The 12,603-nt window shown below is 65.4% G+C and carries 13 protein-coding genes; 6 read left to right on the forward strand and 7 right to left on the reverse strand.

Annotation, left to right across the window (positions count from 1 at the left end; all coding sequences use genetic code 11):
- Positions 1-25 precede the first annotated feature (25 nt).
- From IVB29_RS13375 to IVB29_RS13395, 5 genes are all read right to left on the reverse strand, one after another.
- Complete coding sequence (locus IVB29_RS13375; RefSeq protein ID WP_247503839.1) at positions 26-1,789, reverse strand: SulP family inorganic anion transporter; 1,764 nt, start codon at positions 1,787-1,789, stop codon at positions 26-28.
- A gap of 108 nt (positions 1,790-1,897) precedes the next feature.
- Positions 1,898-2,170 (reverse strand): helix-turn-helix transcriptional regulator, encoded by a 273-nt coding sequence (locus IVB29_RS13380; protein WP_247503840.1) that lies wholly within the window; start codon positions 2,168-2,170, stop codon positions 1,898-1,900.
- A 336-nt stretch (positions 2,171-2,506) separates the two neighbouring features.
- Positions 2,507-4,555 carry an elongation factor G gene (locus IVB29_RS13385; protein ID WP_247503841.1) on the reverse strand — a complete coding sequence of 683 codons (2,049 nt, stop codon included), beginning with the start codon at positions 4,553-4,555 and terminating at the stop codon, positions 2,507-2,509.
- A gap of 168 nt (positions 4,556-4,723) precedes the next feature.
- The gene (locus IVB29_RS13390) at positions 4,724-5,206 is read right to left on the reverse strand and encodes a DUF992 domain-containing protein (RefSeq protein WP_247503842.1); all 483 of its coding nucleotides are present in this window, start codon (positions 5,204-5,206) and stop codon (positions 4,724-4,726) included.
- 159 nt (positions 5,207-5,365) lie between these two features.
- On the reverse strand, positions 5,366-6,568 hold the full coding sequence (locus IVB29_RS13395) for a pyridoxal phosphate-dependent aminotransferase (protein WP_247503843.1): 1,203 nt from the start codon (positions 6,566-6,568) through the stop codon (positions 5,366-5,368).
- Between the two features lie 542 nt (positions 6,569-7,110).
- Here IVB29_RS13395 and IVB29_RS13400 point away from each other — a divergent pair.
- From IVB29_RS13400 to IVB29_RS13425, 6 genes are all read left to right on the forward strand, one after another.
- Positions 7,111-7,761 (forward strand): glutathione S-transferase family protein, encoded by a 651-nt coding sequence (locus tag IVB29_RS13400; RefSeq protein ID WP_247503844.1) that lies wholly within the window; start codon positions 7,111-7,113, stop codon positions 7,759-7,761.
- A gap of 154 nt (positions 7,762-7,915) precedes the next feature.
- Positions 7,916-8,092 carry a hypothetical protein gene (locus IVB29_RS13405; protein ID WP_247503845.1) on the forward strand — a complete coding sequence of 59 codons (177 nt, stop codon included), beginning with the start codon at positions 7,916-7,918 and terminating at the stop codon, positions 8,090-8,092.
- Between the two features lie 73 nt (positions 8,093-8,165).
- On the forward strand, positions 8,166-8,324 hold the full coding sequence (locus IVB29_RS13410; RefSeq protein WP_247503846.1) for a hypothetical protein: 159 nt from the start codon (positions 8,166-8,168) through the stop codon (positions 8,322-8,324).
- 128 nt (positions 8,325-8,452) lie between these two features.
- Positions 8,453-9,259, forward strand: a complete 807-nt coding sequence (locus IVB29_RS13415) for a PAS-domain containing protein (RefSeq protein ID WP_247503847.1) — start codon at positions 8,453-8,455, stop codon at positions 9,257-9,259.
- Between the two features lie 65 nt (positions 9,260-9,324).
- Complete coding sequence (locus tag IVB29_RS13420; RefSeq protein WP_247503848.1) at positions 9,325-9,780, forward strand: GNAT family N-acetyltransferase; 456 nt, start codon at positions 9,325-9,327, stop codon at positions 9,778-9,780.
- A 260-nt stretch (positions 9,781-10,040) separates the two neighbouring features.
- A complete protein-coding gene (locus IVB29_RS13425; protein WP_247503849.1) occupies positions 10,041-10,982 on the forward strand; it encodes an aldo/keto reductase in 942 nt (313 codons plus the stop codon).
- Between the two features lie 2 nt (positions 10,983-10,984).
- On the opposite strand, the gene IVB29_RS13430 is transcribed toward IVB29_RS13425, so the two are convergent.
- Entirely contained in the window at positions 10,985-11,308 is a 324-nt protein-coding gene (locus IVB29_RS13430; RefSeq protein WP_247503850.1) for an antibiotic biosynthesis monooxygenase, read from the reverse strand.
- A gap of 77 nt (positions 11,309-11,385) precedes the next feature.
- Entirely contained in the window at positions 11,386-12,603 is a 1,218-nt protein-coding gene (locus IVB29_RS13435; RefSeq protein WP_247504306.1) for a DUF1501 domain-containing protein, read from the reverse strand.

Below are 12,603 nucleotides of genomic sequence, written 5' to 3' on the forward strand. Positions count from 1 at the left end.
CCGCCGGCTTGAGAAGTGCGCGCCGCTAGCTTGCTGCGGCGGCGTCATCGGCTGCGGGCGCCGCAGTCCCGCTCGTGCCCTTAATGTCGGCAACCGCACGCGCGATGGTCTCGCGATAACGCGCGCGCGACCGAGTGACACCATGGGTCAGCAGCGCGCGGCGAACGGCGGGCGACGCCCCGGTGATGAACAGCCTGATGCCCTGGCGATGGGCTTTGGCGGCGACGCGCCCCAGCACGTTCGCGGCCGTCGAATCCAGGAACGGGACCGCGGCAAAATCCACCACGAAGGCCTTGCGTCCGTCGGCGACGCCGTCGAGCACGCTTCCGATCGCGGAAGCGGCGCCGAAGAAGAACGCACCGGTGATGCGGTAGACCAGCACGTCGCGATCGACGGCGAGCGCAGGATCGTAAGGCACGCGCTCGCCATTGCCGTCGTCGGGGCGGTCGGCTGCCACCAGCGGCGAGCGCTCCTCGATGCCCGTCATCTCCGACATGCGATGAATGAACAGCACCGCGCCGAGCGCGAAACCGACCAGAATGCCTTCGGTGAGATCGCGGAAAATCGTGAGCAGGAAGGTTGCAAGCAGCACGATTGCGTCGCCCCATGACGAGCGCAACAGCGTGGCGAATTCGTGCTTCTCCGCCATGGTCCAGGCCACCACCACGAGCACTGCGGCAAGTGCTGCGAGCGGAATGTAGCTCGCCAGCGGCGCTGCGATCAGCATGAACAGCAGCAGGAAGACCGAGTGCAGCATGCCCGCCAGCGGCCCGCGCGCACCGGCGCGGATGTTGGTCGCAGTGCGCGCGATCAGGCCGGTGACACAGATGCCGCCGAACAGCGCCGAGCCGATATTGGCAACGCCTTGCGCGACCAGCTCGCAATTGGAGCGGTGACGGCGCCCGGTCATGCCGTCGGCGACCACCGCCGACAGCAGCGATTCGATCGCAGCCAGCAGCGCGAACGCGATGGCATCCGGCAGTACGGCCGTTGCCTTCGCCAGCGAGAACGCAGGCAGGGCCGGCGACGGCAATTCGCGGGGAATGCCGCCGAAGCGCGAGCCGATGGTTTCCACCGGTAGCGAGAATACCGCACACACGACGGCCGCGAGCACGACCGCGATCAGGATGCCGGGCCAGGACGGCCGCCAGCGCCGCAAGGCGGCGATGATGGCGATGCTGACGATCGCGACGGCGAGCGCCGACGGATTGACCGTGGGCAGGCCGCCGGCGAGCGCGGCAAGTTTCGGAACGAACTCGCTCGGCTCCTTGCCCGCCAGCGTGATGCCGGAGAGATCGCGGAGCTGGCTGGCAAAAATGATCACGGCGATGCCGGCGGTGAAGCCGACCGTCACCGGATAGGGAATGAACTTGATGTAGGTGCCGACCCGCAGGAAGCCGGCGGCAACCAGGAAAAGCCCCGCCATCAGGGTGGCGAGGATCACGCCGTCGACGCCGTGACGATCGGCGGTCGCCGCGACCAGCACGATGAAGGCGCCGGCCGGTCCACCGATCTGAAATCGGCTGCCGCCGAGCAGCGATGCGATGAAGCCCCCGACGACGGCGGTGTAAAGGCCGCGGTCCGGCGTCACGCCGGAGGCGATCGCGATCGCCATCGACAGCGGCAGCGCGACGATCGCGACCGTGAGGCCCGCGAAGACGTCGGCGCGGAAATCCGACAGGCCGTAGCCTTCGCGCCAGACGGTGACGAGTTTTGGCAGATAGAGTTCGGTGAAGGTCGGCCGACGAAGCTGGCGCAGCTTGTCCGCGTGTTCCCCTGTGATGCTCATGCCGCGAAGTGCTCCGCTGCCCACAATGCTCCGATGCATCGTGCGGCCGCATTCTCCGGCGCGACGATGCGCTAGTTCATTTCGCCCTTGAGCACGATCATCCGCGGATCATGCTCCCACCTTGCGTGGTGGTCCTGGCTCCTTGAGCCGAACACCACGTCCGCCGCCGTCACTGCGCGCCTGTTCGCCGATCAACTCGACGCCGGCCCGCTCGAACGCCTCGACCACTTTCATCAAGGTCTCGACCACACCGCGAACGTTGCCGGTGCTCGCCTCCATCCGCTGGATGGTCGGCAGCGACACGCCGGCGAGCTCGGCCAGGGTTTTCTGGTCAATGCCGAGCAGCGCGCGGGCTGCCCGCATCTGGAACGACGTGATCACCTTGGCCTCACGTATCAGAGCTTATAAGTGATATCTGAGATATGTACAATGATGTAAAATACATCATCTTGAGACGAATGCAAGGTCTCTCTGCCTCCTCCATCGCTGCGAGCGAAGCAATCCAAAATCTCTCTGCGGAAAGACCCTGGTGTGGCGTGGCGGCACGCACGAATCTCGTGTCCCGGACGCGCTGCAACGCCCTTAGCGTTGCTGCGCAGAGCCGGGACCCAGAATGCCGAGCACCCCGCTGATCCATGGGCCCCGGCTCTGCAGCGCACCGCTAAAGGAGCGCTGCGCTGCGTCCGGGGCACGAGATCAGATTTTCGGCACGAGCTGTCACGCCGCGTGCTGATGCGCGGCGATGATCTGGTCGGCTGCGCGTCCGGTGACTTCGGCCATGTGGTCGAACTGGCGAGTAAAACTGCCGGCACCGGCCGTGGCCGAACGCAGCTCGACGATCAGCTCGCCGATCTCGGCTTCCGGCATCATGGCCCGGACGCAGTCCCAGCCGCTCCAGCCGTCGCGGGTGTCGAAGCCGAGGATCTGGCCGCGCCGCGCCGACAGGATCGCGTTGATCTTGGCGGTGGCGTCGGTCGGACAGACGATCTCAACCACGTGGATCGGCTCCAGCAGCACCGACTGGCATAGCGGCAGGCCCTCGTTGAGCCCGACCCGCGCCGCCGTGCGGAAGGCGAGGTCAGAGCTATCGACGCTGTGATAGGAGCCGTCGGTCAGCGTCACCTGCAAATCGGTGACAGGGAAACCGAGCGGACCGCGCGTCAATCCGTCGACGACGCCTTCTTCCACCGCGCCGATGTAGTTGCGCGGCACCGCGCCGCCGACCACCTTCTCGGCGAACTTGAACCCTTCGCCGCGCGGCAGCGGCCTGATGTCGAGCACGACGTCGCCGAACTGGCCATGGCCGCCGGACTGCTTCTTGTGGCGGCCGCGCTGGACGATCGGCTTGCGGATGGTCTCCTGGTAGCCGATCGCGGGTGGATGCGAGGCGATCTTGACGCCGAAGCGGTCGCGGAGCCGCTCGCTCGCGACGCGCAGATGCATCTCGCCCTGCCCCCACAGCACGGTGTCGTGGGTCTGGGCGTTCATCACGAAGACGAGCGAGGGGTCCTCCTCGTGCAGCCGCATCAGCGCCTGGCCGAGCTTGACGTCGTCCTTGCGATCGGTGGATGCGACCGAGATCGCGAGCACCGGCGGCGTCGGCTCGCTGGCTGCGAGCGCGGCCGGCGGGGCCTTGCCGCTCGATACGGTGTCGCCTGTCTTGATCGGGTCAAGCTTGGCGAGCGCGACCGTGTCGCCGGCTTCGGCAGCGGTACGCTTGGTGTCGTAGGCGCCGCTGACGGCAAGAATGCCGGAGATGCGGCCCGCTCCTCCGGAGGCGGATTGCAAGGTCGCACCGTCCTCGAGATGGCCGGCGAGCAGCCGCGTCAACGACAGCTTTCCGCCGTGCTGCGAATGCAGCGTCTTGAAGACGAAACCAAGCGCATCCCTGGTGTCGGGAACACCAAGACGTTTTGCGGTTTCCGCGACACCGGGCGCCTCGTGGCGCAGCGCTTTCATCAGACGCAGCACGCCATTTTCGCGCGCAGCCGCGCCCAGCAGCACGGGGCAGATCAATCCCTCGCGCAATTCGCGGGCGAGATCGTCGAACACGGCATCGCGCGGCGGCTGGATGTCTTCGAGCAACTGCTCCATCAGCGCGTCGTCGTGGTCGGCGAGCTTCTCCAGCATCGAGAAGCGGGCCTCCTTCTCGCGATCGAGATTGCCGCCTTCGAGTTCAACCACCTCGGAAGCCTTGTGCTCGCGATAGACGAAGGCACGCTCCAGCGCGAGATCGACAAACCCCTCGATCAGCTCGTCCTTCCAGATCGGAATCTGGCGCAGCACCAGCGGCACGCGCGAGGCGGGCTGCAGCGTTGCGAGCGTCTCACGGATGCGCTTGTTGGCGCGGTCGATCTTGTTGAGGAACAGGAAACGCGGGATCTTCAGTTGCTCCAGCTCACGCAGGATGATCTGAAGCTGCGGCAGCTTCTTCTCGTCGGCCTCGCAGACCACGATCGCGGCGTCGACTGCGGGCAGCGCGGCGCGCATGTCGTGGGCGAACTCGACGGAACCTGGACAATCGAGGAAGGTGTAGCTGTCGCCCATGAAACTCGTGGTGGCGGCAGTAAGGCCAACGGTCATCTTGTGATGACGGGCCTCGGCACTGGCGTCGCCGACGGATGTTCCGGCGTCGACACTGCCGGCGCGGGGGATTGCGCCCGTTCGCGCCAGGATTGCTTCGAGAAGTGTGGTTTTACCGCTTTGGAAAGGGCCCACCAGCGCAATGCACCGTGGACCTCGGGGACTTCTGACGTCTTGTCCCATTCGCCGCCTCCTTGGTGTGGAGCTCGGCCCATGATTGGGTCGGCAAGCGCAGATGCTCTGCCCGTCCCCGAGATTTGGCAAGCGTCAAACGTCGCTGCGGTGCGTCGTTGCGGAACGCGCCGGTGGAGCGGCGCGTCCCACGCAATTTCAAATCGTAACGGCCGGATTTCAGCGACCGGCCCGGAGTTCCAGGCTCTCGAGGCCGGCCGCGACGTTGAGGCCGACCTGGCCCTGCACGCTGAGCGGCTGGAGCGCGATCGAATTGTTGGAGCCGCCGATCAGCACGTTGCCGCCGACACCGACGCCGAGCGTGGCGCTGCCCTGCGCGCCCGCGTAACTGCCGGAGAGATCGCCGGGGCCGAGCCGGTCGACCGGCGCGAACACGCCCCAGGCCAGCGAGGTCTCCTGGGTGATGCCGATGTCGAGGCCGACCTTGCGAATGGTCGCGACGTAGCGATCCTCCGGCGCGCCGTCGGCACGCAGCACGCAGCCGAGATTGGTCACCGAGCCCACGATGAAGCCGACACTGGCGCCGCCGCGGCATTCGAGCACGCCGACCCGCACCATCCGCTGCTGCTGAGCGCCGCTGTTTGCGACGGAGACAACGAGGCTGGCCGCGGCGAGCCCGGCGAAGATGAACGAACGGCGCATGAATGTCTCCGGCGATGAATGTGATGCGAGCAGAGAGGGCGCCCTACCCGTGACGCGCGACGGTCTATGCCACAACATTCCCGGGCGTGCCAGATTGCGCCAGCAATAAAAAAGGCCCGCGCGAAGCGGGCCTTTCCAATTTGCACTGTCGCGACAGACTTACCGCAAATTGCCGCAGAAGCGCTGAATGCGCTTGCAGGCGTCTTCGAGGTCCGAGGTCTTGGTCGCATAGGAGATGCGGAATGCCGGGCCGAGGCCGAAGGCCGAACCCTGCACCACCGCGACGCCTTCGGTCTCGAGCAGCTCGGTCACGAAGGTCTCGTCATTGTCGATCACCTTGCCCGACGGCGCGGTCTTGCCGATCGTGCCGGCGCAGGACGGATAGACATAGAACGCGCCTTCGGGGCGTGGGCACTCGATGCCCTTGGCCTGGTTGAGCATGGAGACGACGAGGTCGCGGCGCTCCTTGAACACTTTGTTGTTCGCTGGGATGAAGTCCTGCGGACCGTTCAGCGCTTCGACCGCAGCCCACTGCGCGATCGAGGACGGGTTCGAGGTCGACTGCGACTGGATCGTCGACATCGCCTTGATCAGTTGCGCGGGACCACCGGCATAGCCGATGCGCCAGCCGGTCATGCAATAGGCTTTCGACACGCCGTTCACGGTCAGCGTGCGGTCATAGAGTTTCGGCTCGACCTGCGCGACGGTGGTGAACTGGAAGTCGTCATAGACGAGGTGCTCGTACATGTCGTCGGTCATCACCCAGACATGCGGATGCCTGACCAGCACGTCGGTGAGCGCCTTCAGCTCGGTCTTGGTATAGGCCGCGCCGGTCGGGTTCGACGGCGAGCACAGGATCACCCATTTGGTCTTCGGCGTGATCGCGCGCTCGAGCGCCTCGGCCTGGAGCTTGAAGCCGGTCGCGGCGGTGCAGACCACCGGCACCGGCTCGCCGCCGGCGAGCGCCACCATCTCGGGATAGCTGACCCAGTACGGCGCGGGGATGATCACCTCGTCGCCCGGATTGATGGTCGCCATCAGCGCGTTGTAGAGCACCTGCTTGCCGCCGGTGCCGACGATGATCTGGTTCGGCTTGTAGACGACGCCGTTCTCGCGCTGAAACTTCGCGATGATGGCTTCCTTCAACTCGGGAATGCCGTCGACCGCGGTGTACTTGGTCTTGCCGGCTTCGATGGCGTGGATCGCCGCCAGCTTGATGTTGGCGGGCGTGTCGAAGTCGGGCTCGCCGGCGCCAAGGCCGATGACGTTGCGGCCCGCCGCTTTCAGCGCACGTGCTTTATCCGTGACCGCGATGGTTGCGGACGGCTTCACACGGTCGAGCGCAGCGGCAAGGAAGGGCATCGTCATCTCCTGACAAGCGTCGTGAACCCTTTGGCCTCACGACTCCAATTGTGGGAATGCAGACACCCTAAAACGTGTGCCGCTGCACCGCAAGAAACTTCAGCCCGATCTCGCAAAAGTTTACGGGATTTGGAGCGTTTCAAGGCAATTTTCCGCAAGTTTGCCGCGCAAACTCCTCATATCCGGCAAGGCCTGTCCTCGGAGCAATTTTGGCTGTTTTCGACACGCACGGAAGGTCGTCATGCCCGGGCTCGACCCGGGCATGACGATGTGGAGGCATTAACGCCCAAGCTCGACGCGCATACGCCCTGATCCTGCGTCCTTCACCAATGCAGGGGACAATGCGTCCGGGCGTTGACGCAAGCGTGAACTGAGTTGCATCGTCGTGTGGAAATGATCTTCCGCGGCATTGCAGTGCGGTAGGGTTTTCGAGTTTTTCTATTGGGCAGCCCTTGCGGCGGATTTGCATCGGCATCATTGTTTAGCCGCGTTGCGGGGCAACAAGCACCGCGCCTTTCCGTCCTCGGTTTAGAACTCCCAGAATGTACAAGCTCTATTCGATGCAGCGCTCCGGCAACAGCTACAAGGTCCGCCTTGCGCTGGCCCTGTTGAACGTGCCTTACGAAGCCGTTGAGGTGGACATTCTGCGCGGCGAAAGCCGCACGCCGGACTTCCTGTCCAAGAACCCGTCGGGCCAGGTGCCGCTGCTCGAGGTCGGCGCCGATCGCTTTCTCGCCGAGTCCAATGCGATCCTCTGGTACGTCGCGGTCGGCACGCCGCTCGCGCCGGAGAACCGCATCGATCGCGCCGAGGCGCTGCAATGGATGTTCTTTGAGCAGCACGCGCTCGAGCCGAACATTGGCGCCGCCTATTTCTGGCTGTCGCTGGTCAAGGGCGGCCGCGACCTGCAGACCCACGCGCTGGAGGACTGGATGGAGCGCGGCTACGGCGCGCTCCAGGTGATGGAGAACCACCTCAAGACCAATTCCTATTTCGCCGCCCGCCAGCTCACGGTCGCCGACATCGCGCTGTACGGCTATACCCACGTCGCCGACCGCTGCGACTTCGACCTCCAGGCCTTCCCGGCGATCCGGGACTGGCTGAAGCGCGTGGAAGCAGCACCGGGCTTCGTGGCGATGGACTGGCGGCCGGTCGAGGTCGATGACCCCGCCAGCATCGCGGCGGGCGCCTGAATGCGGGCCGGCGTTAAGAAATAACGGGCATAGCGTTAACCTTTGCCGTAATCCCGCCATTTTCACCGTCGGAGCCGCCGCAATATTGCCGGCTGAAACGGTGAAATTGCAGGACGTCGCGGGTGATTCGCTCGCACGTTGAAGGATTTAGACCATGATTCGGGCGTCCGGCACGGCAGGCTTTCAGGGCCCAACCGATACCGTTTCGTCTTCCCGGCTGACCCATGCGGTCGCGGCTTCGCTCGCCATCGCCGCGATCTCGCTGTGCCTGATCGTCACCCTGACGGTGCTGTCGACCAAGGCGACCATGGCAATGGGCCTGCCAGTCTGATCCCCGTTTCATTCTGGACCTGCCTTCAAGGTGCCGCGCGGCTCGCGCCAACCGGCATCGCGATGGGACGTCGATGAAATCACCTGTGGTCATCGTTGCAATCGCCCTGACTGCGGCCATCCTGGTCGCGGCCTCGCTGTTGATTTTCACCGGCATGCGCAAGAGCTCGGGGACCTCGACGCTGAACGCGCCCGCGTTGCAGCAACACCTCAGGCACGTGCACTTGGTCTAAAATCATCCGAAAGCTTTGCACGGCGAGCCAAGCGCGCCTTAAGCGTTCCACGCGAATTCGCACTGCAACAGAGCAACGATCAGTCAGTGTTGCGGCCTTTCCTCGTTCAGGGAGGAACGAGACAGCCCATGCGGTTCGGATGGCGTGCGATCTGCGGTCCGGTTCTGACGGTAGCGACCCTGTTGCTGGCGATCTTGCTCGATCGCTTTGTTCCCGTCCCCTCGCCTGCGCCACTGTTCGTCTGCATCGTGGCGCTTGCCGGCGCATTGTCGGGTTTCAGCGCCGCGCAGATCACCGCGGGCCTCGCGGTGATCTGCGCGGCGCTGTTCTTTCTCAACCGTGGTGTTCCTTTTGCGCCTGCAGACCTGGTGCAGCTCGGCCTGCTGGCTGCAACAGCGGCTGGCACCGCAGCGATCACCGGCCTGATGCGCGAACGGCTGCTCGACACCTTCGCCGCCGAGCGCCGGAGCCACGCCATCGCCGCGCGGCTGTCGGCTGCGCTCGACCAGGTCGACATCGGCATCGTGCTGCTCGATGCCGAGACCCGCGCCGAATTCATCAACCGCGCCTTCCGCGACTATTTTGCGCTGCCGGATGAGATCGCCGACGGCAAGCCGCCCTTCGTCGCGCTGATGTATCACGGCCGCGACACCGGCGCGTTCGAACTGCCGGAAGACGAGCTCGGCACCTTCATCGCGCAGCGCATGGAGATGGTGCGGATCGGCGATGCCACGCCGATCAACATCAGCTTGCGCAGCGGCGAGGTGCTGCGCTTCGTCTGCGCCGTGCTGCCCGACGGCGGCCGCATGCTGAGCTATACGCCGGTGACCGACCTCGTCCGCCACACCGACGCGCCCGCGCGCGCCGACTACTACCGCTCGCTGCGCGATCCCGCGAGCCGCAAGCTGATCCGGTATCTGCGCGTTGCGGAGTAGGCCCGATTGATCAGCACGCCCATCATCACGTATGAAGGACGCCTCATCGATCGCGGGAATTTCAGATGTCGCTCACCATTCGCTCCGTCATCAAGCAGGACTACGAACAATGGCTGCCGCTGTGGGACGGCTACAACGCGTTCTACGGCCGCTCGGGCCCGACTGCGCTCGCACCCGAGATCACGAAGCTGACGTGGCAGCGCTTTTTCGACGCCTACGAACCGGTGCACGGGTTGGTCGCCGAGAGCGACGGCAAGCTGCTCGGCATGACGAACTATCTGTTCCATCGCAGCACCACCGCGATCGAGCCGTCCTGCTATCTGCAGGATTTGTTCACGAGCGAGGCCGCCCGCGGCAAGGGTGTCGGCTCGGCGCTGATCCACGGCGTCTACGAGCGCGCAAAGTCCGCGGGATCGCCGCGCGTCTACTGGCAGACGCACGAGACCAACATCACGGCCCAGAGCCTCTACGACAAGGTCGCGGAACGCTCGGGCTTCATCGTCTATCGCAAGATCTTCTGATCCGGCGGCCTCGGGACCTGTGGATAACTCTGCCTGTCATCGGCGCGTAACACACCGGGATTAAGTTGCAGCTGCGTCTGATCAGGCCCCCCGTCACCGATCAAGCGCTCCAAGCGGTCCCCGTCAGTCGCCGCGTCTGACAGGGGCCGCATTTTTTTGTCTGCCGTTTATCGCAGCATGGCAGCAACGCGGCTGGCGTATTGCCGCAACGTTGCACCGCGGTCACAATGGGCCGCTGCTTTCTCCTGACAGGACCTCTCATGGAAATTCGTAATCTCGGCGCCTCCGGCCTGCGCGTGTCTGCGGTCGGGCTCGGCTGCAATAATTTCGGCCAGCGCATCGACCTTGAAGCATCGCGCAAGGTGATCCATCGCGCGCTCGATCTCGGCATCACGCTGTTCGACACCGCCGACATCTATTCGAACATGGGCGGCTCGGAAAACGTGCTCGGTGCCGTGCTGGGCGATCGCCGCAAGGACATCGTGCTGGCGACGAAATATTCCAAGCCGATGGCGGAGGACGGCACCAAGCAGGGCGCCTCGCGCCGCTACATCTTTGACGCCGTGGAAGCGAGCCTGAAGCGGCTGAAGACCGATTACATCGATCTCTACCAGCAGCACGACTATGACCCGCTGACGCCGATCGAGGAGAGCCTGCGCGCGCTCGACGATCTCGTCCGGCAGGGCAAGGTCCGCTACATCGGCAATTCGAACTTTCCGGCCTGGCGCATCGCCGAAGCCGAGTACGCCGCGCGTGCGATGAATGTCAGCCGCTTCGTCTCCTGCCAGGACGAATATTCCCTCGTCGTGCGCGACATCGAGAAGGACCTGCTGCCGGCCGCCGCGGAATACAAGCTCGGCCTGTTGCCGTTCTTCCCGCTCGCCAGCGGACTTCTCACCGGCAAGTACAAAAAGGGTGAGGCCGCGCCCGGCGACACCCGCTTCGGCCAGACTCAGCGACTGCGCGACCGCTACGTCACGCCGCGCAACGAGGACATCGTCGAGAAGCTCCAGGCCTTCGCCAAGGCACGCGGGCACTCGATGCTCGAACTCGCCTTCTCCTGGCTCGCCGCGCGCCCGCAGGTGTCGAGCGTGATTGCGGGGGCCACCCGCGCCGAGCAGATCGAGCAGAACGTCAAGGCGATCGCCTGGAAGCTGAGCGCGGAGGATCTCGCCGAGATCGACAAGATCACGCTGGGCTGACGCTACTTCGCGCCGCCGCCAACGGTCTGGATCACCTCGAAGCCTTCAAATTGCGGATGGCCGAGATAGGACGGCTTGTGATCCCCGGCCCGCGCATGCGCCGCGCGGAATGCATCGGATTTGGTCCAGGCCTCGAACGTCGCATAGTTCGCCCAGATCGTGTGCGAGGCATACAGCGTGTGGTCCTCGAGCTCGGGGCCGCGCAGCAGATGGAATTCGACGAAGCCCGGCACCTTGTCCAGATGCGTGTCACGCGAAAGCCAGACCTGCTCGAAGGCGGCCTCGGAGCCCTTGGCGACGCGGAAGCGGTTCATGGCGATGTACATGCGGATGGTCTCCTGATGCTCAGCTCATCATGTCGTCATTCCGGGACGCGCCGCAAGGCGCAGGCCAGGAATGACGGCTAAGCCACCAGCCCCTTCATCGGCCGTGCGCTCGCGCTGTCCGGGAACACCGTCTCCGCCAGCACGCGGTCCGAGAGACCGAACTGCCCCTGCAGCACGCCCTTGATCACCGAACGCAGATCTGTTGTTGGCTTGAGGTCGCGCCCTTCATACAGGTTCGCGAGCTTCAAGCCGGGCCAGTCGGAGATGACGCGGCCGCCTTTCACGGCGCCGCCGGCAAGCAGCGCGATGGTGCCGGTGCCGTGGTCGGTGCCGTCGGTGCCGTTGATGCGCGCGGTACGGCCGAATTCGGTGGCGACGACGACGACGGTTTCGCGCCAGCGCGCGCCGAGACCGCTCTCGAATTCGGCGAGCGCGCCGTCGAGGCCGCCGAGCAGGAAGGCGAGCCGCCCGACCGGGCCGCCTTCATTGGCGTGCGTATCCCAGCCGTCGAAGGCAAGCGCTGCGATGCGCGGACCGTCGTCGGCGGCCATCAGCTTTGCCGCACCACGCGCGACCTGGCGCATCTGCGCAGCCTGATTGCCGGGCTTCGGCTTCATGTCGTCACCGCTCGCGGCCTTCTCCAACTGGAGACCTTGCGACAGCGCCGAGGCCAGCGCGGGATCGCGGTGACGATAGAGCTCGACGAGCCGCATCGCGGTGTCGTCATCGGCCTGCGGCAGCGCCACCGGCGCCCAGCCGACCGTCGGCGCGTTGCCGCGCAGCACCAGCGGTGCTGTCGGCCCCACCGCAAGGCCGCTGGACACGCGATCGCCGCGCGGCAGCGCTTCCAGCGCGCGATTGAGCCAGCCCGATTGCACGCGGCCCGGGCCGGCATAGCCGCTTTCGAGCACGTCCTGGCCGTCGAAATGCGAGCGGTCGCGATAGGGCGTCGCCACGGCGTGAATCACCGCGGCATGCATGTCGCGGTACATGCGCGCAAACTCCGGCATCGCCGGATGCAGCGCGAAGAAGCTGTCGAGCATGAAGGCGGGATGCGCGCCGTCCGACGTCAGCGCGATCGAGCCGTGCAGGCCGGCATAATCGGGGTCACCAACCGGCGCGACGGTCGAGAGCCCGTCGAGCGCGCCGCGCAGGATCACGACGATCAATCGCGGATCGCGCCCGTCGGCCGCGCGCGCAAACTTCGGCAAATAGGCCCAGGCCGCGAACGATGCGCCGCCGAGCAGCAGGCCGCGGCGCGAGGTGAGGAGCCGGTTCTCGACACAGTCGATCAT

The organism is Bradyrhizobium sp. 1, from assembly GCF_023073315.1.
Taxonomy (GTDB): Bacteria; Pseudomonadota; Alphaproteobacteria; order Rhizobiales; family Xanthobacteraceae; genus Bradyrhizobium.

Excerpts from the sequence above, each read along its gene's own strand:
- IVB29_RS13435 (WP_247504306.1), bottom strand. The coding sequence starts at position 12,603 with ATGATCGACTGTGTCGAGAACCGGCTCCTCACCTCGCGCCGCGGCCTG.
- IVB29_RS13420 (WP_247503848.1), top strand. The coding sequence starts at position 9,325 with ATGTCGCTCACCATTCGCTCCGTCATCAAGCAGGACTACGAACAATGG.
- IVB29_RS13425 (WP_247503849.1), top strand. The coding sequence starts at position 10,041 with ATGGAAATTCGTAATCTCGGCGCCTCCGGCCTGCGCGTGTCTGCGGTC.
- IVB29_RS13410 (WP_247503846.1), top strand. The coding sequence starts at position 8,166 with ATGAAATCACCTGTGGTCATCGTTGCAATCGCCCTGACTGCGGCCATC.
- IVB29_RS13375 (WP_247503839.1), bottom strand. The coding sequence starts at position 1,789 with ATGAGCATCACAGGGGAACACGCGGACAAGCTGCGCCAGCTTCGTCGG.
- IVB29_RS13405 (WP_247503845.1), top strand. The coding sequence starts at position 7,916 with ATGATTCGGGCGTCCGGCACGGCAGGCTTTCAGGGCCCAACCGATACC.
- IVB29_RS13385 (WP_247503841.1), bottom strand. The coding sequence starts at position 4,555 with ATGGGACAAGACGTCAGAAGTCCCCGAGGTCCACGGTGCATTGCGCTG.
- IVB29_RS13390 (WP_247503842.1), bottom strand. The coding sequence starts at position 5,206 with ATGCGCCGTTCGTTCATCTTCGCCGGGCTCGCCGCGGCCAGCCTCGTT.
- IVB29_RS13415 (WP_247503847.1), top strand. The coding sequence starts at position 8,453 with ATGCGGTTCGGATGGCGTGCGATCTGCGGTCCGGTTCTGACGGTAGCG.
- IVB29_RS13430 (WP_247503850.1), bottom strand. The coding sequence starts at position 11,308 with ATGTACATCGCCATGAACCGCTTCCGCGTCGCCAAGGGCTCCGAGGCC.
- IVB29_RS13400 (WP_247503844.1), top strand. The coding sequence starts at position 7,111 with ATGTACAAGCTCTATTCGATGCAGCGCTCCGGCAACAGCTACAAGGTC.
- IVB29_RS13395 (WP_247503843.1), bottom strand. The coding sequence starts at position 6,568 with ATGCCCTTCCTTGCCGCTGCGCTCGACCGTGTGAAGCCGTCCGCAACC.